Raw genomic sequence first — 18,662 nt, 5'->3', positions numbered from 1 at the left:
CTCTGTTGACCATCTTATTCAAGCGTCTGAGTATCACCAAACAAGAGCTGGCTCAGAAAGGGGAGGGGGCACATAGTCTTGAGGCTAAAAGATGGCTCGTCGTCCTGGGGCTTACCTCTTTGACCGTGATCATTGGCAATATTCCCCTTCCTGGGAGCTTTTCAGTATAATCAATATATTGCTAGACATCCTTTTCTGAACTGAAACATCCCTGTATGGCTATGGCTTGAGGGAGAGCATTGCGCGCCCTGTCTCCAAATCGATCGGTACTGAGACCACTATAGAATATGCCACGCTACTAAGAGCTTAGTGCCAATTGTCTCTTTTGCATAATCTAGTATGACAAAATTTTTTGTATTGAGTCATTCATAGCTCATATGTTTGGTCGTCTTTTCGAACCTGCGTCAAGATATTTGAGGGAAAGGCCATGTTCCGTTTTTTGTAACCTTGTTGATAAAAAACTCTTCTGTATGCCAAACCCCTTGTTCTCTTAGGACTTATTCCCAACCACCTCTTGTTGGTTTGCAGCAGAATCAGGTACTGGAAGCGCAAATCCAGCTGCAATAATCCAGACGAAGTTTGGGAACCTTGTGAGCGGAATAAGGAATGGTATGGGGGGAGTAACGGGCATGATGAGGTTGAGACTGCTTAATATGCCCACAATCCCAATAAAAATGCCAGGCCAGATGATCCACTTTGGTAGGAGCTTCATCTTCATAGCAGCGATGGCAATACTGCCTGCAAACAGCCCCACCGGCACAGAGAAGCCGGGACCACCGAAGGTAAATTGCAGGTAATAGAGCGCTACTGTGAGCGGAACGTTTTGCGCGATGCCGGGCCACGTCATGACCCATGTGATATGAGACGCAGTCGCTATGTCTAGCCCCGTCATGATGCCGCTAAAGAGCGCGATATTAAGCCAGGCGGGATGCGCGCCCAGCAGCCGTAGCCTGCTGAAGACGGCTATGGCGAAAGTGCCGAATGCAATGCCAGCCCCAAATTGGAAGATGGTATAGAGGCGAACGAGGTCAGGAGTTTGCTGAAAAAATGATGCGATGGCAGATGCCGTTGCATTTGCTCCAGGAAAGGTGGAACTTAAAAAAGGATTTAATGTGCTCACTGCAAAGATATTTGCCAGGTGGAAAGCGCTATAGACCACTGCCACTATTCCGAGATATGGGCCTGCGCGCCGTATGGTGGCTGTTACTGTGTATGTTTGAATGTGCATGATGGGGCACCTCCTACTGGTTCGACAAATGTGATGCTTGCACGTAGACACTCCGTCATATGAGTATTTCCGTCTTTGGGCTGATCCTGTGACAGAAACACTCTGGTTCCTGAGAAAAGACGTAGACTGTAGGGCCACATAGGATGAAATACATCTTCCTCTTTTCATCATTTTGACTGCTTAGAGCCGTAATAGTTTGAGAGATGAGCATCTGCATCTGTAGTTCTAGTGTATGCCACCAACATGACAGGAGTGTGAACAATCCCATCGCTTTTCGTAATGGATCTGTCATCTTATTGCAAGAGGGATCAATCCAGATATGAATGCCTCGAGGAGATATCTAGTTACGAGGCTGGCTGAAGAGGGAGAGAGAGCGTAAACGTTGACCCTTGATCCAGGTGACTCTCGACAGTGACGCGACCACCATGTGCTTGAACAATCCAATCGACGATAGCCAGCCCAAGCCCACTACCACGTCCGGTGGACATGTCGCGACTGCGAGCGCTATCTACACGGTAGAAGCGCTCAAAGATGTGAGGAAGATGCTCAGGCGCAATGCCCTTTCCTGTATCCTGAACGATAACTAGGCCTTGTGTACCCTCGTACCTGACACTTAGTGTTACATGTCCATGAGGGGGAGTGTAGGTGAGTGCGTTATCGACCAGATTGATGATGACCTGCATCAGGCGTGCCTCGTCCCCACTCACCTCGACGGGCATGACATGCTCCATCTGGAACGTAATCTGGCGCGCTTCTGCTAGCTCTGTTGCGGTGGCAAGAACTGCTTCAACAAGGAGATCGAGGCGTACTGGTTCATAGATGAGGTGGAGCCGCCCCTCATCTGCTCGTGCAAGTGTAAGCAGGTCCTTGATCAGATCGCCCAGGCGTAACGATTCTGTATTTATTTGTTGAATGATATCGATATAGTCTTGCGTGCCCAGCGTCTGGAGGAGGGCAACATCAGTCTTACTTACGATGGCAGCGATAGGTGTGCGTAGCTCATGCGAGGCATCAGCAACAAATCGCCTCTGTCTGGTGAAGGCATCTTCTAGACGAGCAATCATCGCGTTTACCGTCGTCGCGAGAAAGTAGACCTCATCATGTGCCCGTGGGAGGGGAACTCGTTGATGCAGATCACGTGAATGAATATCGCGGGCTGTGGTCGTCAACTGATGAATGGGAGCAAACGCACGCGCGGCGAGCCAGTAGCTTCCCACAGCACTAAGAGCCAGCAGTATTGGGGTCAGGAGAAGGAGGACAAACGCTGTGTTGCGCAACACACTATGCATTTGTGCCAGCGATTCTCCTACTTGTATGATCGCATAGGGCTTTCCCTGGCTGGTGAGCACCTGACTATACACGCGTATTTCCAGGCCTGAGCTTTTGATAGTGAGCGTCTGCCTGTTGATCGTCTTCTGAGAGAGAGGAACCAGGATACTGGTAGGAAGCGGGTAGAAGCGGAACCCCGGTGACTCGCGAACAACATGGCCTTGCATATCGAGGACTCGAACAAGCAGGCCATTGGTGACATCTGCGGGTATAGAGCGCGGGTCAGCTCTGGTCGCTGCAAGGCTGGGTATGTCGCCTGTACGGTCGCTGATCATCAATTGATGATCGGTGAAGCTGATCTCGCTACTAATTAAATGTGCTTGCAAGGACAGGGTCGTATCAAAACTGCTTTCAAGTGAGCTTTCCAGATATTTGTAGACAACAGTGCCTGCGCACACGATGATCAGTGCAAGAATACAGGTGTACCAGCAGGTCAGTTGGAGGCGTGTGCCCATGGGCCAGATGCGTGTCCATAGTTTGTGTAAGCGCTTCATGGCGTCTCCTCCTTCAGTTGATAGCCCACGCCCCGAATGGTCGCAATGACATCTGGCTCGCCCGATGCGCAGAGCTTGTTGCGGAGATAACGAACATAGACATCGATGATATTGGATTGATAGGGAGCTTCCCCATCCCACACGTGATCAGCGATCATGGTACGGCTCAAGACTTGACGAGGATGATGCAAAAAGAACTCTAACAGAGCATACTCGCGATGAGACAGAGTAAGGAGGCGTGAACCTCGCCGTACCTCGTGTGTCTGGGTATCCAGCACAAGATCGTTGAATGTAAGAATAGCTGATGAAACGGTGTGCTCACGGCGTAAGAGTGCACGTACTCTTGCCTCCAACTCTCGGAAGGCGAAAGGTTTGACAAGATAGTCGTCCCCTCCCAGATCCAAGCCACGTACACGATCATCGATTTCGCCACGAGCGGTCAGGAAGAGAATTGGATACATACGATGGGCATTGCGAACACGGCGGCAAACCTCGAAGCCATCCAGAGAGGGCAACATCACATCAAGAATGAGTAAATCATAGGGGTTCACTAGGGCCAGAGCGAGGGCATCCTCACCATCAACAGCGAGGTCCGTCACGTAGTGAAAGCGTTCGAGACCGCGCTGTATGTCCATCCCCAACCCAGGATGATCTTCTGCAACCAGGATTCTCATCGATGCATTTCCCTTCCGGAGAAGTAAATAGTGAAGAGAGGCAGGCATCTCACACAAAGGTATTGTACTGCTCACGTATTCCTCTGAAAAGGCGTGTCACAGACATACCTGCCCCCAAATTGCCATCACACCCCTACTTCGGTAGGAAAATGAACAGGAGGAGCGAAAGAGCGCCCGCACCGATGCAGTAGTAGGCAAATGGGTCGAGGCGGCCCGTCTCAAAGTAGCGCATTAAGAACTTCGTACTCAGAAAAGCCATGATTCCTGAAAGGACCATGCCTAAGCAAATAAGACCAAGAGTGGGAGCTGGCACATGAAAGAGTTGTGGAACCTCAAGCAGGGCGGCTGCACCAATGAGAGGTGTTCCCAACAGGAAGGAGAAACGGGCTGCATCTTCATGACTCAGTCTGGCACCAAGGCCTGCAACCATCGTTGCGCCAGAGCGTGAGATGCCAGGAATGAGAGCCAGTGCTTGTGCGCACCCGATGAGAAGCGCCTCCCACCACTTAAGCGATGAGAGTGGACGGGTCCGAATCTCTCGCTCTTTAGGGGGCAGTCCTTTCGCTCCATGCATGTGCTTGCGACGCCACCATTCGCCGAGCAAGAGCAAGAGCCCATTGACTATCAAAAAGGTCGCCGCAAGGAAAGGAGAGGCAAAGAGCGCCTTGAGCGGCTTCTCCAAGAAGACTCCAAGTATGCCGGCCGGAATACAGCCAAGAATGATAAGCCAGTTGACCCATCCTTCCGTGCCGGTCTGCACATTGGCCTCTTTCACGCTGATAACAAGCGTTTGACAGACTTGCAACCAGTCACGCCAGAAGTAGATGACCAGCGCGATACTTGTACCAAGATGCAGCGCGGTAATGAGCGGGAGGAACCGTTCATCATGTACGAGGTCGCCCCAGTTGAGCAATCCCGGCACGATGACAGTATGTCCCAAACTACTAATAGGAAAAAGTTCGGTCAGACCTTGCAAAAGCGACAGAAGAATGGTCTGCCAGAGTGTCAAGTTCATGGGGTGGGGATGCCTTTCTACTGTTGTTGAGCCTGCCGCTTCGTCGTTTGAGGGCGCGAAACCAGAGCGACGAGGAACGCCACAATCGCGATGGCAAAGAAGGCAATGGCATGCGTTGGATGCATCGCCTTGGCGTCATGAGTTACCAAAAGATGCTCATATCCTGGAATGAGATAGTACAAACTACAGAGGAGGGCAACAAACATGACGATTAAGCCCCCAAGGAAGCGAACAGAACGAGCATTCATGGGCTTTTTTCTTTCTTGCTGCCATGAAGACAGCTTCTTTTACACATATCACAACAATGTCGTATGTCTATTTGACAACGGAAGAGAGTATGTTCTTTGGCGAGTCTAAGCGCTCAAAATGAGAGATTCATGAGAAGCCACCTCTTCTTCTTAGTGAGAACAGGTCTATGTTGCAGAGGCTATGTGCCTGCCTGCCCATGGGGTCGCAGGGCAATCGAAGCAAATGTGGGAGCCTTCCCTTTCAACGCTGGCATGCCTATCATTGCACAGCTAGAGAGGAGTGTATGGAAACAGCGGTGCTACGCGCTACGGTAGCGAAAATGGTCGCTGCTGTACGTTCGTTTCGATGAAACAAGAGCAGCCATAAATATCTGGCGAACTGAGGCATCACTTTTTAGAGAGAGATTGACACAAGAGCAGACAGAGGGCTGTGAGCGCAATGGTTGGCATCCATGCGACCGATAGAAATGATTTGAGAGAATGTGTGGCTCAAGTTATCATGATTGGTCTCCTTGAATGGGTCTTCTGCTTTCATTTCGATTTTCCATCTAAGTGAGACTATTCACAGCGTTAGTCAAGAAATGGGAGTGTCAAATTTGCTCATTGTGTGCACAGATATTTATGTTGCTCTCCCCTCTTGACAAAAAGGTGATTGCATACTATATTTTTAGAGTGATTGATCACTCTAAATTAGAGCAGTTGGAAGGAAAAACACGCCGCTCTATTTTGGAGGCAGCAGAACATTTGCTTCAAGCAAAGGGCTGGCTTGTTTGACCAATAAGGAAGTTTCCGAGACCGCCGGTTGTGCCGAAGGCACCCTGTATAAACACTTTGAGACCAAGGATGCGTTGAGGAGGATTTCCACTTAAGGGAGCCATCCAGGCATTATTCCTGGTCGATTCCCTTCTTCTAAGCATTCTAAATCTGACAACTTGTCAACCGGTCTGCGAGATGATTTTCTTTTCAACAAGGAAGGAACAGAAAATACCATGAGTAACGCAGCATTTCCATATCAAAAAAAGCGCCGAGAGATTCTGGGACTGGAGATGGCCTATGTCGAGGTAGGGAGTGGTGATCCGATCGTCTTTCTGCATGGCAATCCCACCTCCTCCTACCTCTGGCGCAATATTATGCCATACATGGAAGGATTCGGGCGCTGCATCGCGCCTGATCTCATTGGGATGGGCGGTTCAGAGAAACTGCCCGAGAGCGGTCCTGACTCCTACACTTTTGTCGAACATCGCCGTTACCTGGATGCATTGCTCGAAGCGCTTGACATACGGGAACGAGTCATCTTTGTTGTGCACGATTGGGGATCGGTTCTGGGCTTCGACTGGGCCTATCGTCATCCAGATGCTGTGCGAGGGATTGCCTATATGGAAGCGATCATCAAGCCATATACCTGGAGCGAGTTTCCGGAACCAGCCCGTAAGATCTTTCAGGCGTTGCGGTCTCCAGCAGGAGAACAGATCATCCTGGAACGAAACACCTTCATCGAAGGCAATCTTCCCAATACCATTCAGCGTCGTTTGACGGAAGAAGAGATGGACCAGTATCGTCGCCCGTTTGCTGAGCCGGGCGAAGCGCGTCGTCCTATGCTTACCTGGGCACGTCAGCTCCCTTTTGATGGAGAACCAGTTGATGTGACTGAAATCGTCACAACCTATGGAGCATGGCTTACTAGGAGTACTCTTCCAAAATTCTTTATTCAGTGCGAGCCGGGCACGATGCAGCCAGATGCACGAGCGTTCTGTCGAGCCTGGCCTGCGCAAAGTGAGATAACTGTGCAAGGACTCCATTATCCACAGGAAGACGCTCCCGATGAAGTGGGACAAGGGATTGCAAACTGGCTACAGCAACTGACATAGTTTTTGGGGCGTTGGCAATCGGTGGATGACAAGATCGGGCAAGTGCCCACCAGTACCAACACTTCAGCAAGAGAATCGAGAAAGAAGGGAATGAGCAGATGACAACGCTTACCGAAGCGTTTTCCCTCAAAGGGAGAACGATAGAAACGACAGTCGCTTATATTCAGCAGTTCATTGACGAACACTACCAGCAGGTTTTGCAAGAGTATCGGCAAGAATTAGAAGAGATTTTTGCACGAGTAAGCGAGCCAGCGTATGCCAGATATAGCCAGCTACTTTTCCAGCCCGTTTATGACGAGTTGAAGCAGGCAGGTCTGATCTGCGACCCGGCTTTCCCAGGAACATTTCCCCTCTCACGAGAACAATGGGGACCACAACAGGAGCGCGAACGTCGCTTTTGGTGTGTACTGCACCAGGAGCAGACAGAGGATCTAGGTGCACTGGTTACATGCCTCTTCCATGACCATTCTAGCTTTCGCATCCCTCGTCGACCAGTCGTACTGTCGTCCATATTAATCAATCAATCAGTCATCGCGCAGATGATCGAGAAATCCGCAATACCTGGTTTGCAACAATACTAACGACCCATTGGAGTTGAGACAAATTTCTAATGAAGCCAGGCTTGAAGGGGTTTGAGCTATTCATGTGTCAAATCGCACGAAGACAATTCTTGGCAATGTTATCTCAATTCCAATACGAAAGAAAAGAGAAAAGTCGAAGATGACAACACAGACCATGCGAGTGATTCATATCCATAGCCATGGTGGACCTGAAGTGCTCAAGCTTGAAGAGAAGGCACGTCCAGAGCCGCAGATGGGCGAAGTGTTGCTGCGTGTCTACGCGGCTGGCGTGAATCCAATCGACTGGCGAATCTGCCAGGGGTTGATGAAAGCATCGATGCCGATCACATTTCCCTATACCCCTGGTCTTGAGATGGCGGGTGTGGTTGAAGAGGTTGGTCCAGGTGTGACGGCATTTAAGAGAGGGCAGGCCGTTATTGCGCAGACCAGCGCAGGAGCCTATGCCGAGTACATCACGATATCTGTAGAAGCTCTTGCGCTCAAGCCGCAGACGGTTAGTTTTGCTGAAGCTGCTACTATCCCGGTCGGCGCGACAACTGCCTGGCGAGTGCTCTTTGATCACGGAGGCCTGACCGCTGGTCAGCGGGTGTTGATTCAAGGGGCTGCGGGTGGAGTGGGCCTGTTCGCGATCCAACTGGCGAAATGGAAGGGCGCTCATGTGATCGGCACGGCATCCACAGCAAATCTTGATTTTGTGCGTAGTCTTGGTGCGGATGAGGTCGTGGATTACACGACAACCTCCGTTGAGGGTATAGCCCAGGATGTGGATCTGGTGTTGGATGGAGTCGGAGGAAAGACCCTCAGCAGTTTGCTGGCTGCACTCCGACAAGGGGGAACACTGATCTCTATTGCCGGGCCCCCGCCGCAGGAAGAAGCGCAGGCACGTGGAGTTCGTGCGATGATGAGCCGGGGAGCAGCAAGCGTTCCTTTACAGGTGTTGACACAATTGATCAGTGAAGGCCATCTCAATGTGACGGCTGGGAAGGCGTTTCCCCTCAGTGATGTGCAACAGGCTCATGAGTACAGCCGGAACGGTCATGGGCGTGGCAGGATTGTGCTGCAAATCTATTGATGGCACAGGTATCTCTGGCTCTCGTTGATCGGAATTGAGACAAGCTGCCACCAGGGGCAATGAAGCCGCCTGATATCTTTTATGAGCGCAAGCGGTGCGGCAGCTGAGGCTTTCATCAATGCGACGCCTGCACTTATCCACTGGTCACATTCTTTCGTTTCGTTTCGTCACAGAAGTGATGCACAAGATGTGAGAGCGCATGACCAGAATGGCGTGCGTGTGACCCCGGGGCATGGTTTTTGAACTATACATATAAGAGAGGAAATCAATGAGTACCTTAGAGAGTATTGTTGATCGCTTCGAGATCGAGGCGCTGCGTGGCGAGTTCACCGACGCAGCGATGATGTACGACTATGGCCGCCTTGCATCGCTGTTCACTGAGGATGGTGTGTATCGGATTCCCGATGCCAACGTCGAACAAATAGGTCGGGAACAAATCCGCTCCGGAAGTGAGTGGCTGAAGAGTCAGTGGGTCTACTTTGTGCAAACCACGCACCCAGGTATGATCCAACTGCTTGGCGACACTGCGGTAGGCCGGGCCTACCTCTCAGAACTCATCTGTCTGCGCAATGGCAACTCGTATCTGAACTACGCTGTATTCCACGACCGCTATCGGCGCACAGAGGACGGCTGGAAGTTCTCCGAGCGCGTATTCGAGGTCAGATACCTTGACACTACGCCGCTTGCGGGTTCGGCGCCCCAGGCAGCGGAGGCGGAAGAAAGGTAAATTACAAGTTGAGCTGGCATTCCCGCAATCATGTAAAAATGCTAGCTGAGTGAATAGACATTGTGGGATGAACCTGGTCTACTATGGGCCTTTCTTCTGCCAATGAATAATTCTCGCATCACTGAGAGGGCCTACCCTCCCCTCAAGAGAAGGAAGCTCATCAACAGTGCCATCAGCACCATTTCACTAGTTGTATATCAAGATTTACAAAAGACAAGAAAGTGAAAACAATCTCAATGGCTACTAATCTCTCACATTCCGAATTTACGCAACTGGCATCAGAGCAGCAGATCGAAAAGACGGCACAGGCTCTGCAAGCGCATGGCATACAAGCGGTTGTCATGGATACCGGAGAAGAAGCAAGAACATACGTGCTTGACCTGATCCCCGATGGCGCAGAGGTCTTTGATTCTCCTTCGCGTACCCTTGAGGCGATTGGTCTGGCAGAGCAGATTGAACACGCAAACCGCTTTCAATCGATGCGCGCTCGGTTATCTACATTTGATCATGTGACACAGCGCAACGAGATGCGCAAGTTGATAGCCGGCCCTGATGTGCTGGTAGGAAGCGTCCACGCGATAACCGAACAAGGTGAGGTGCTTATCGCATCAGCAGTTGGCAGCCAGTTAGGCCCCGCTGCATTTGGTGCGGGCCAAGTGATCTGGGTGGTTGGCACACATAAGCTTGTTCCCACGCTGGAAGACGGACTTCGTCGCATCCGTGAACATAGCCTTCCTTTAGAAAACGAACGATCACAGCAGGTATACGGCCAACCCAGCGCCATCAATAAAATTCTGATCATCAACGGAGAGGCATATCCCAATCGCATCACGATTGTCCTGGTCAAGCAGCAGCTTGGCTTCTAGGAGATGTGAAAAGCAAAAGAAGCTTCCTTCTGGGAAAAACTTCATCTGTGCTGCGGTTTGCGATCATACCATTCGTTTGATGCCATCCCGCTGGCCTGTTTTCAACGTGGAGCATGGTTTGTTTCAGGGAGCGAGAACGTTATCATGCTCCTCATCATGCTGCGAGCAAACAGGAAGTTTGCTCGCAGCATTCCAGAAAGTGTCTCCATTTGATTTTGCTTCTATGATGGCTTGATGTGTAACTGACCCGCTTTTGTGGAAGATATAAATTGGAAAGAAACATCGCTAGAAGAGCTCAGAAATGATAAGCGCCAGGTGAAATAGAAGTGCCCGGCTGGATCAAGTGCTCCAGTCCGAGCAGTATTCATCTCATCCAGACTCATCTAACCAGGATGGAAGGTTTTATAAAAGGGGATAGAGGCTTAGAATGGGACAATAGATTGTTCATCGAAGCTCACGTTTATTATCCCATTTACCGTCGAAAACAGGTGAAAATCACAGCTTACTGGAAAGTGAAAGATTGGAGCATGGGATGAAAAACCTTTGCTTCAGAATCAGCAAAAAAAGCATTTTTAGCGCCACACTGTATCATTATTGCTCGGTTAGGATTGTGCAACTGTTTTGTTGCCAGAACCAGGAGGGTCACGGGGTCTCCCGTAGGGGAAACAGCAGAGACTTTTTTTTGGTTCCAGATCACCCCATTAATGGTCGTGGTTGCTGGAACTGGTAGAACCTGATAGTCGCTTCCAAACCCGGATACAGTGGATAGAGCATACTGTATCAAGGTTTCGGGGGTGGATTCCTCATGGGATGAAGTAATATATACTCTTGCCTGATCTACGCTTTCTGCAAACTCTACATCTTCTTCTTGACTATCAATATGTGGTGTTGCGGTCCAATCATCAGGATACCCGATAGAAAAATCAGTCCCTCGATAAACATGTTTGAAGGTTGGCGTCGGCTGTGGAAGTGATGTGGGACTTTTGACTGTGGTAGGCGTTGACGATACGGATTGAGTATTTGTCGCTGTAGCAGTTGTGCCAGTGTTGGCAGTGTTGCTACATGATAGGAGTAACAGACAGAAAAAAGGTAAAAAGAGAAAGCGAGTATTATGTTTCATCCAACAAGGGCTTCCTTTCATTAGTGTTTTCTCTGGTCGATGTATCCCTATTTTAGAATTAAGCAGCCTATATTGCAGTGTGTTACTTCACAGTATCAAAGCTCGCAAGGCAGCAAAAAACGAAGCCTCATCTTAAGATGAGGCTTTATGGAGACCTCTGCGCTTCACCGAGTAGGGAGGAAGCAAAGCCACTTCTTTTCTTGTGGTGTTGCTGTTCCACTGCGCCATCTTGAGAAAGCATTTCTCAACTTCTTTGAAGGTCGTGTTACCGCTCTCATCCTATTGATATCCTGCTCGGAGGAGGTTCATCTCTTTCTCTCTCGAAAGTAGGTTGTTGCTTTTCTCATGGTGCGTGGATATTGGAGGTCACGCTTCCCAGGTCAATGGCAGATGTTTTACCCCCATGATCCCGGCAGTACTGGGGCCAGGTCCTTTGAGGGCATCTAAAAAGACATCTGGGATAGACCATTGCCCGGCAAAGCGCTCAAACATGGCCTGAAGTGCCACCCTTGCTTCTAAACGTGCAAGATGTGACCCAAGGCAGGCATGAATACCAAAGCCAAATGAGAGATGATGATTTGGTGTGCGCTCAATCATAAACTGCTCAGGAGAGTCAAAATGGTTTTCGTCGTGATTGGCTGACTCAATCCAGGCAACGATTTCCTGATCTTTTGCCAGTTGGCGCCCTCCAACCAGCGTTTTTTCTCTCGTACGTCGAACAGTGGCTTTCAACGGGGCAAGAAAACGCAAAACTTCTTCAATTGCTCCTGGGAGGACTTCAGGACGAGCGCGTACGTGCGCGAGGGCCTCTGGATATCGGTCAAAGCAGAGCACAATGGCATTCATCAGATGAAAAGTCGATTTGTTGCCATTGATCAGAAGGAGCTCGCAAAAACTAAGCAGCTCCCAGCCAGTTAAGCGCTGCCCCTCAATTTCGGCCGTGATCAGGTGGCTGATGAGATCATCGCGCGGCTCTACCCGTCGCTCCTCGATTATTTGCGTCATATATTCTGCCATTTCCATCTTTGCTCTCTGGTATGCAGTCGCGATTTCCTGAGGGGCACCCGGACCCGGAGCCGCAAGCGCGACATCAGCCCACCGTCGAAAATCGTTCTGCCGATGGGGAGATACTCCTAATAGAGATGCTATGACAAGTGCCGGCAGCGGTGATGCAATCTGTGTCGCAAAATCGATTAGCCGATCCGAAGAATGGAGACTATCCAGGAGTTCAGAAACAACGCTTGTTATATGAGCTACCAGCTGTTCGACGACACGTGGTGTAAAGGCCTGGCTAACCAGACGACGGAGTTGATGATGACGAGGTGGGTCGAGAAACTGAAGGCTACTGCGCAAAGAATCTCCAGTGTTTGCTCCACTCCCAGAAATATCTGAGGAAAATAACGTATGCTCCGACAAAACAAATTTTACATCTTCGTATCGAAAAATATGCCAGTGGTGCGTCTGTTCGTCATAAAAAAGTGGTTGAGTGCGACGCATCTCATGATACCAGTGAAATGGCGCAAAGACATTCTCTTTCCTGATCAAAAATGACATAACAATCCTTTCTTGCCTAGAGCAAAAAGAGAAAGTATAATGAAGAGAAATTGTATAATGAGCAATGTGATAGTGAGCTTGCTCACTATCACTATACACTGAGGAAGAAGAGAATGTCAAGGAATTCGATGGAGCCTTCTCCCAATGATGTCCATGTTCTGGGAACACTTGTTGCAACCGCTCATATCTTGCGTCGCTATTTTGATGCGCGCCTGGCCGATCAAAAGCTTTCGACAAAACTTTCTGACTCCCGTCTGCGTCTTTTACTCGCGGTTGAAGATGCAGGGCAGATTCGCATGAGTGATCTGGCAACGTCCCTTGGAATCAGAGCGCGCACAGTGACTGCCTTAGTTGATGCACTGGAACAGGAGGATATGCTTTCTCGGCTTCCTGATCCAACTGATCGTCGTGCAACGCTTCTTGTGTTAACGAAAGCTGCGCAGGCGCACTTTCAGCAAGTGCGTCTTCTTCAGCAACAACTCAGTGAAGATGTTCTGGCTTCGCTCACTGCTGATGAACGTGTGCAACTCGATCTACTCCTCAAGCGACTACAACATGTATTGACGAGAAAGATGAGAGCAGAGCGAGATGAAGATAAGAAGTGACGCGAGGAATGGCTTTCAATTTCACCGGACGTATAGCGCCTTCCTGTCGTGCTGATCTTGTTCCTATATTTGCGTCGAGAGCGCCGTCTTCGCAATTGGAGTTCGGAGGATCTAGCCCAGCCCTCTCTGGGCATACCCCCTTTCCATCTTACCTATGAAGGACCATTGCAAGAATCCCTTGTCATTCACATATGGGGATTCCCACGGCGGTTTGTTGAATATGTTCATCTTCCTCTTGACAGATACCAGTTGATGGGGTACTATCCATTTCTGAAAGTGATTTCAGTTTCAGAAATGGATAGAGTATGGATCAGGAAAGTCAGCAAGTGAAACAGCCCAGAGGGGCAAGAAGACGGGCTCGCACCCGTGCCAACCTGCTAGTGGCGGCCCGCAAAGTGTTTGCGATCCGTGGCTATCATGACGCCACGATCACTGAAATTACCGAAACCGCTGCAGTTGGTGTTGGTACCTTTTACCTGCATTTCCGCGATAAAGAGGCAATCTTCAATACTGTTCTGACAGAAGGGCTCGAAGCCATGCGACAGCAAGTGGGGGAGGAGATTGCGCACGAGGACAACCCTTCCCTGCCTGTGGTCGTTCGTGCCATTTTTCATCAGGTGTACGCGCAACGCGACATTCTTCGTATTGAGAGGACAGGAGAAGGAGTCGCGGCACGATCTGGTGGGCCAGGAATGCTTGTGGAGATGTTCTTGCGTTTCCTTGAGCAGGTCGTCGATCTTTCTCCGTTCTCTGAAGAGGAGATTCCCTTGCTCGCTGCCCTCCTTGAAGGCTTGATGGACCGGGCCTTCCACTGCTGGTGGGATGAGCAGGACGAGCCAAGCCCAGATCTCATGGCAGATCGCGTGTTGCACGTCATGAAGCATGGCTTCCCTGACTCCTTGTTTGAGGAACCACAAAAACCATTCTTCGCTCCCTCAACTCTTTGAGTAAAAAGGATCAAACATGTCATCACAAGTTGAACGAGCTACTTCTCACGGTGAGCATGCGGTAACTCAGGCCCTCAATGCGTCTTTGAATGCCCCAAGGGGGGCGTGTCTTTTTCGTTGACAACCTGCGTGTGTCGCTTACTGCCCTGGTCATTGTGCATCATCTTGCGATCACCTATGGTGCTCTTGGGGCGTGGTATTATCAAGGTCCGAACAAGGACATGCTGGCAACAGTCGTCCTGAGTATCCTGATCGCCATCGATCAAGCATTTTTCATGGGTTTCTTCTTTCTGATCTCTGGTTACTTTACCCCTGGATCTTATGACCGCAAAGGCGGGCGCACCTTTCTGTGGGAGAGATGCTTATGTCTGGGCGTCCCGTTGTTGATCTATGATCTGGTGCTTGATCCTCTTGTCCTCTATATGGCCGGTGGCATACACCAATCCTATTGGAGTTTTTACAGTGCCTTCCTGCTCAAGGGGCAGATGATAGGTGATGGGCCTTCCTGGTTTATCTTAGCACTCATCTATTTTGCTGTGCTGTATGCTCTGGGGCGCTGGCTCACCAGGCAGCGGGGAAGCCGGACCATGACCGAGAGCCATACATTGACCTTCCGAAGTATTCTCCTGTTTGTACTGGCCTTGACGGTTGTGACCTTTGTGGTGCGTTTCTGGTGCCCACTCAATTCCTACACGATATTCGGCTTCCAATTGGCTGAATTTGCACAATATATCAGCCTGTTTGTCATTGGCCTTATGGCCTATCGTCGCAACTTGTTCCTACGTCTTCCCGATGTGCTGGGAAGGGTTTGGCTGAGGATAGCCATTGGAGCGATGCTCGCGTTTCCTATCATGATCATTGCGCTGGGAGCAATAGGCCATGCGGACCTCTTCGAGGGAGGATGGCATTGGCAGGCATTGATATACGCACTGTGGGAGTCGGTTGCCTGTGTGGGGTTGTGCATCGGGCTCTTGACGTTGTTTCGCAAGCATCTGAATACCCAGGGCATGGTAGGAAAGGTGCTGGCTGAGAGCGCCTACACAGTCTACCTAATCCATCCTCTGATCATTGTTCCACTGGCGTATGTTGCTCGCACTCTCGTGCTGTATCCCTTGCTCAAATGGGCGCTGGTGGTTCTCATCGCTGTCCCATTATGCTTCTTCACTGGTTACGTTCTTCGTAAAATTCCCTTGCTGCATAAAATAGTATAAAAAAAGTTCTAAAAGGGCAAATGACCTCCTTTATGAGTGTAGCGATCGGAGTCGATTTTTCCATTGCCAAGTCAGCCTTTCGTGGCTTATTCGGCAATGGGAGATGCATAACCTACCTCTTTCTGCTGCAGTCTGATGCATTCTGCAGGCACCTATAGCTGCTTCCTCATTTGTCTGCCATTCGTACTGCCAACTGCCTATTGAAACGCCCAAGTAACGCATGAGAACTGCCAGATTCTGCTTTGTTTTGCCTCCTGAAATGCGTTGGTCACTCTGGAAAGCTCCCCTTGCAAAGGATCTTGCCCTTTCACACGATGATGGCTTGGCTAGGGCTAGTGTGAACTGTTGGCCCACGTGATGCGCAACGCGTCTCTCTAGCCTGAGCAATAAAAGACAACCCAAGCAATCCTGGTGTCCGCGGGCAGGGGGAGATTTACTGGCTGGGGGTCTGTGGGGGCTCATCCTCAATTGGGAACAAGATTGGACTGAGCAGGTGCTGTCTGCGATCTGGTGCAGGCTTGTTGTTCAGCTGTGGCACAATGGCCTTACGTAGTTCTCCAATCAGTTCGTCGCGCTCAGGCGGGCTGAGCCACAGCGCATGCTGTCGGAACCCAACTGCATCAGCAGGAGGGTCAGCGTGGCCTCGGTCGAGGTAGGCGTTGAACTCACCAAGCAAGGCGGCCATCGCGGCAGCAAAGGCACGACGATAATCGTCCAGCGACGCAGCTGCAGCTGCCTCGGACGTTATCACTGCGCTCGACTGATGCAGCCGATACCAGCGTTCGATAGTGCCGCCCACCTGCTGTTCATGGTCGACCTCAAGGATGCCTCCCTCAACAAGCAGGCTGACCTGCCGGTACATGGTGGCCTTCGAGACATTGGGCATCCGAGCACGCAAATGGGCCGTGGTGAGGGTTCGATCCCCAGACAGGGTATGCACAATGCGCAGCCGTACGGGATGTAAGAGGAGTTCGATAGTATCCATATTTCCATTATCTCACATATGAGACTATTGTCAATATTGAGACTATGTGGTATCATTCTCAATATTGAGAATGATACAAAGCGCTACCAAAGAAGAATGACCTCATGATGAGCTCTCGTTCGCAACAAGGAGAGATGAGATGGCTGATTTGACTACCATCGATGCAAGACCGATCGCCAGAACCGTCGTTGAGAAGGCTAGAGCCGGGTGCTTTGTAGAGATGGAGCCGTTGTTTGCGCCTCCGCTCCGGGCGGTTGTTTCTTCTGAGACGGTGCGTGATGCCTGGGGAGTTGAGATCAGCAAACGTGGCCCGATTTCCACGATCGGAGAGCCAGTGGTCGAGCACGCGAAAGAGGGGCTGGTCCGTGTGAGCGTCCCAGTCATCTGTGAACATGGGGAACTCATGGTGATCATGTCGATTGACAGCAAGGGCAAACTTCACGGTTTTCGGCTTGCTGCCCCTGAATCAGTCACGGTGTGGACGCCGCCATCCTATGCAAATCCAAAGAAGTTTGAAGAGCACGACGTGATGGTTGGTTCTGGCCCACTGGCTGTTCCAGGGACGTTGAGTCTGCCCCACGGGCACGGCCCAAAGCCTGGCGTGGTATTGCTCAGCGGAGGTGGGCCATTTGATCGTGACGAGACTAGCGGGCTGAATAAACCGCTCAAGGATCTCGCGTGGGGTTTAGCCAGCCGTGGTGTGGCAGTCCTGCGCTTTGACAAGGTGACCTATACGCACAGCCAACAGGTGGCAACGCTACGCGATTTTACGATGGCGGATGAGTATGTACCATCCGCCGTCGCCGCCGCCCGCCTCCTTCAACAGCAGCCGACTGTGGACCCTACGCGGATCTTCATCCTTGGTCACAGCATGGGTGGCAAAGTCGCCCCGCGTGTCGTGGCTGCTGAGCCGTCCATCGCCGGATTGGTAATCATGGCTGGTGATACGCAACCCATGCAGCGCTCCGCCATCCGTGTTACCCACTATCTCGCCCAACTCTCTCCCGGCCCAGTTGCGGAGACAGCCGTGGAGACGATGATTCGGCAAGCCGCGCTGGTCGACAGTCCTGATCTGTCCCCATCGACACCAGCCAGGGAGTTACCATTCGGCTTCTCAGGTTCGTATTGGTTAGACCTGCGAAGCTATGATCCGGTCTCGACGGCTTCGGCATTGGACAAACCGATGTTTATTCTCCAAGGCGGCCGTGACTATCAAGTGACAGTCGAGGATGATCTCTCACGGTGGAAGGAGGGCCTCTCTCACCGGCCTGATGTGACGATTCGGATCTATGAGGTGGATAACCATCTGTTCTTCCCCGGCATAGGCCCGTCCACGCCGGTAGAATACGAGTCGGCTCAACACGTTGATCCAGCCGTGGTTGCCGACATCGCCACATGGCTAAGACCACATCCAGGGGTGTTCGCTCGCTTCGTTTCCGGAGTCCTTCGCTTCAAACGGTGACGATACTACATGAGCTCTCCCTCGGCCACGAGTCCAGATCACACCAGACTCGAAGCCTGCCATGCCCTCCTGGATGGGTGAAGTGGCGGCGTTTGCGCACGTGTTCACGTATATAGGTATGCTCAAAAACATCCAGGAGCACAGGCGAAGCGCCTCTGCACCGCCACCGTATTCACACCAAAAAAGGAGGGTCTCTTTCCTCTCCATGTCTAAAGACAGGAGTTACCAGAGGCCGATGTCGATGAGGATCTTTGCTCTCAGTTCTGATGAAGCTAGAATGCTTCCGCTCCTGCCATTGCCACCGCGTGGTCTTGCACGCCCGAACCGCCGCTAACACCTACAGCGCCAATGACTTTTCCATCCAGTTTGAGCGGAACCCCACCCGCAAAGATCATGATCCGACCATCATTGGATGCGTGAATGCCGAAAAATTGTCCGCCGGGCTGGGACTGTGTTGCCAGATCTTCCGTGGTAATGTCGAAAGCTCGTGCCGTAAAAGCTTTCTTAATAGAGATATCAATACTACCAATCCAGGCTTCATCCATACGGATATGAGCAACCAGATTCCCTCCCGCATCGGCCACCGCTATATTCATAGGCTGACCAATTTCCTGAGCCTTTTTTTCGGCAGCATCAATAACTCTTCTCGCATCATTAAGCGTGACCATCAAAATCA

Annotated in this window: 19 protein-coding genes; 10 read left to right on the top strand and 9 right to left on the bottom strand. The window is 50.9% G+C overall.

The window, feature by feature from the left end:
* Positions 1–490: 490 nt before the first annotated feature.
* From K3T82_RS19790 to K3T82_RS19770, 5 genes are all read right to left on the bottom strand, one after another.
* The gene (locus tag K3T82_RS19790) at positions 491–1,228 is read right to left on the bottom strand and encodes a hypothetical protein (RefSeq protein ID WP_220195281.1); all 738 of its coding nucleotides are present in this window, start codon (positions 1,226–1,228) and stop codon (positions 491–493) included.
* A 344-nt stretch (positions 1,229–1,572) separates the two neighbouring features.
* Positions 1,573–3,051 (bottom strand): sensor histidine kinase, encoded by a 1,479-nt coding sequence (locus K3T82_RS19785; protein ID WP_220195280.1) that lies wholly within the window; start codon positions 3,049–3,051, stop codon positions 1,573–1,575.
* On the bottom strand, positions 3,048–3,725 hold the full coding sequence (locus K3T82_RS19780; RefSeq protein WP_220195279.1) for a response regulator transcription factor: 678 nt from the start codon (positions 3,723–3,725) through the stop codon (positions 3,048–3,050). The genes K3T82_RS19785 and K3T82_RS19780 overlap by 4 nt, the downstream gene beginning before the upstream one ends.
* 133 nt (positions 3,726–3,858) lie before the next feature.
* Positions 3,859–4,740, bottom strand: a complete 882-nt coding sequence (locus tag K3T82_RS19775; protein ID WP_220195278.1) for an undecaprenyl-diphosphate phosphatase — start codon at positions 4,738–4,740, stop codon at positions 3,859–3,861.
* Positions 4,741–4,757: 17 nt separating this feature from the next.
* Entirely contained in the window at positions 4,758–4,988 is a 231-nt protein-coding gene (locus K3T82_RS19770) for a hypothetical protein (RefSeq protein WP_220195277.1), read from the bottom strand.
* Positions 4,989–5,677: 689 nt separating this feature from the next.
* Here K3T82_RS19770 and K3T82_RS49955 point away from each other — a divergent pair.
* The 6 genes from K3T82_RS49955 to K3T82_RS19740 all read left to right on the top strand — a co-directional run bounded on the left by K3T82_RS49955 (position 5,678) and on the right by K3T82_RS19740 (position 10,102).
* Complete coding sequence (locus K3T82_RS49955) at positions 5,678–5,857, top strand: TetR family transcriptional regulator (protein ID WP_420799327.1); 180 nt, start codon at positions 5,678–5,680, stop codon at positions 5,855–5,857.
* Between the two features lie 120 nt (positions 5,858–5,977).
* Entirely contained in the window at positions 5,978–6,856 is an 879-nt protein-coding gene (locus tag K3T82_RS19760; protein ID WP_220195275.1) for a haloalkane dehalogenase, read from the top strand.
* A gap of 98 nt (positions 6,857–6,954) precedes the next feature.
* Entirely contained in the window at positions 6,955–7,437 is a 483-nt protein-coding gene (locus K3T82_RS19755; RefSeq protein WP_220195274.1) for a DUF6022 family protein, read from the top strand.
* A 139-nt stretch (positions 7,438–7,576) separates the two neighbouring features.
* Positions 7,577–8,509, top strand: a complete 933-nt coding sequence (locus K3T82_RS19750; RefSeq protein ID WP_220195273.1) for an NADP-dependent oxidoreductase — start codon at positions 7,577–7,579, stop codon at positions 8,507–8,509.
* 268 nt (positions 8,510–8,777) lie between these two features.
* Positions 8,778–9,236: a nuclear transport factor 2 family protein gene (locus tag K3T82_RS19745; RefSeq protein ID WP_220195272.1), complete on the top strand. Its 459-nt coding sequence runs from the start codon at positions 8,778–8,780 to the stop codon at positions 9,234–9,236.
* A gap of 236 nt (positions 9,237–9,472) precedes the next feature.
* Positions 9,473–10,102: a lactate utilization protein gene (locus K3T82_RS19740; protein WP_220195271.1), complete on the top strand. Its 630-nt coding sequence runs from the start codon at positions 9,473–9,475 to the stop codon at positions 10,100–10,102.
* Positions 10,103–10,604: 502 nt separating this feature from the next.
* On the opposite strand, the gene K3T82_RS19735 is transcribed toward K3T82_RS19740, so the two are convergent.
* Together K3T82_RS19735 and K3T82_RS19730 are read right to left on the bottom strand one after the other, a co-directional pair.
* Positions 10,605–11,222 carry a hypothetical protein gene (locus tag K3T82_RS19735; protein ID WP_220195270.1) on the bottom strand — a complete coding sequence of 206 codons (618 nt, stop codon included), beginning with the start codon at positions 11,220–11,222 and terminating at the stop codon, positions 10,605–10,607.
* A gap of 366 nt (positions 11,223–11,588) precedes the next feature.
* A complete protein-coding gene (locus K3T82_RS19730) occupies positions 11,589–12,776 on the bottom strand; it encodes a cytochrome P450 (protein WP_220195269.1) in 1,188 nt (395 codons plus the stop codon).
* 113 nt (positions 12,777–12,889) lie between these two features.
* Between K3T82_RS19730 and K3T82_RS19725 the strand changes: the two genes are divergently transcribed.
* The 3 genes from K3T82_RS19725 to K3T82_RS19715 all read left to right on the top strand — a co-directional run bounded on the left by K3T82_RS19725 (position 12,890) and on the right by K3T82_RS19715 (position 15,539).
* A complete protein-coding gene (locus tag K3T82_RS19725; RefSeq protein ID WP_220195268.1) occupies positions 12,890–13,381 on the top strand; it encodes a MarR family winged helix-turn-helix transcriptional regulator in 492 nt (163 codons plus the stop codon).
* Positions 13,382–13,686: 305 nt separating this feature from the next.
* Positions 13,687–14,328: a TetR/AcrR family transcriptional regulator gene (locus K3T82_RS19720; RefSeq protein WP_220195267.1), complete on the top strand. Its 642-nt coding sequence runs from the start codon at positions 13,687–13,689 to the stop codon at positions 14,326–14,328.
* Between the two features lie 89 nt (positions 14,329–14,417).
* Complete coding sequence (locus K3T82_RS19715) at positions 14,418–15,539, top strand: acyltransferase family protein (RefSeq protein WP_220195266.1); 1,122 nt, start codon at positions 14,418–14,420, stop codon at positions 15,537–15,539.
* A 433-nt stretch (positions 15,540–15,972) separates the two neighbouring features.
* On the opposite strand, the gene K3T82_RS19710 is transcribed toward K3T82_RS19715, so the two are convergent.
* Entirely contained in the window at positions 15,973–16,524 is a 552-nt protein-coding gene (locus K3T82_RS19710) for a helix-turn-helix domain-containing protein (protein ID WP_220195265.1), read from the bottom strand.
* Between the two features lie 139 nt (positions 16,525–16,663).
* On the opposite strand from K3T82_RS19710, the gene K3T82_RS19705 reads away from it, so the two are divergent.
* The gene (locus K3T82_RS19705; protein WP_220195264.1) at positions 16,664–17,986 is read left to right on the top strand and encodes an alpha/beta hydrolase family protein; all 1,323 of its coding nucleotides are present in this window, start codon (positions 16,664–16,666) and stop codon (positions 17,984–17,986) included.
* Positions 17,987–18,258: 272 nt separating this feature from the next.
* Here K3T82_RS19705 and K3T82_RS19700 read toward each other — a convergent pair whose 3' ends face one another.
* The gene (locus tag K3T82_RS19700) at positions 18,259–18,654 is read right to left on the bottom strand and encodes a GlcG/HbpS family heme-binding protein (protein ID WP_420799326.1); all 396 of its coding nucleotides are present in this window, start codon (positions 18,652–18,654) and stop codon (positions 18,259–18,261) included.
* Positions 18,655–18,662: the final 8 nt, after the last annotated feature.

Source organism: Ktedonospora formicarum (assembly GCF_016587355.1).
In the GTDB taxonomy this organism is placed as follows: domain Bacteria; phylum Chloroflexota; class Ktedonobacteria; order Ktedonobacterales; family Ktedonobacteraceae; genus Ktedonobacter; species Ktedonobacter formicarum.
This window is presented reverse-complemented; position numbering and strand designations above follow the sequence as displayed.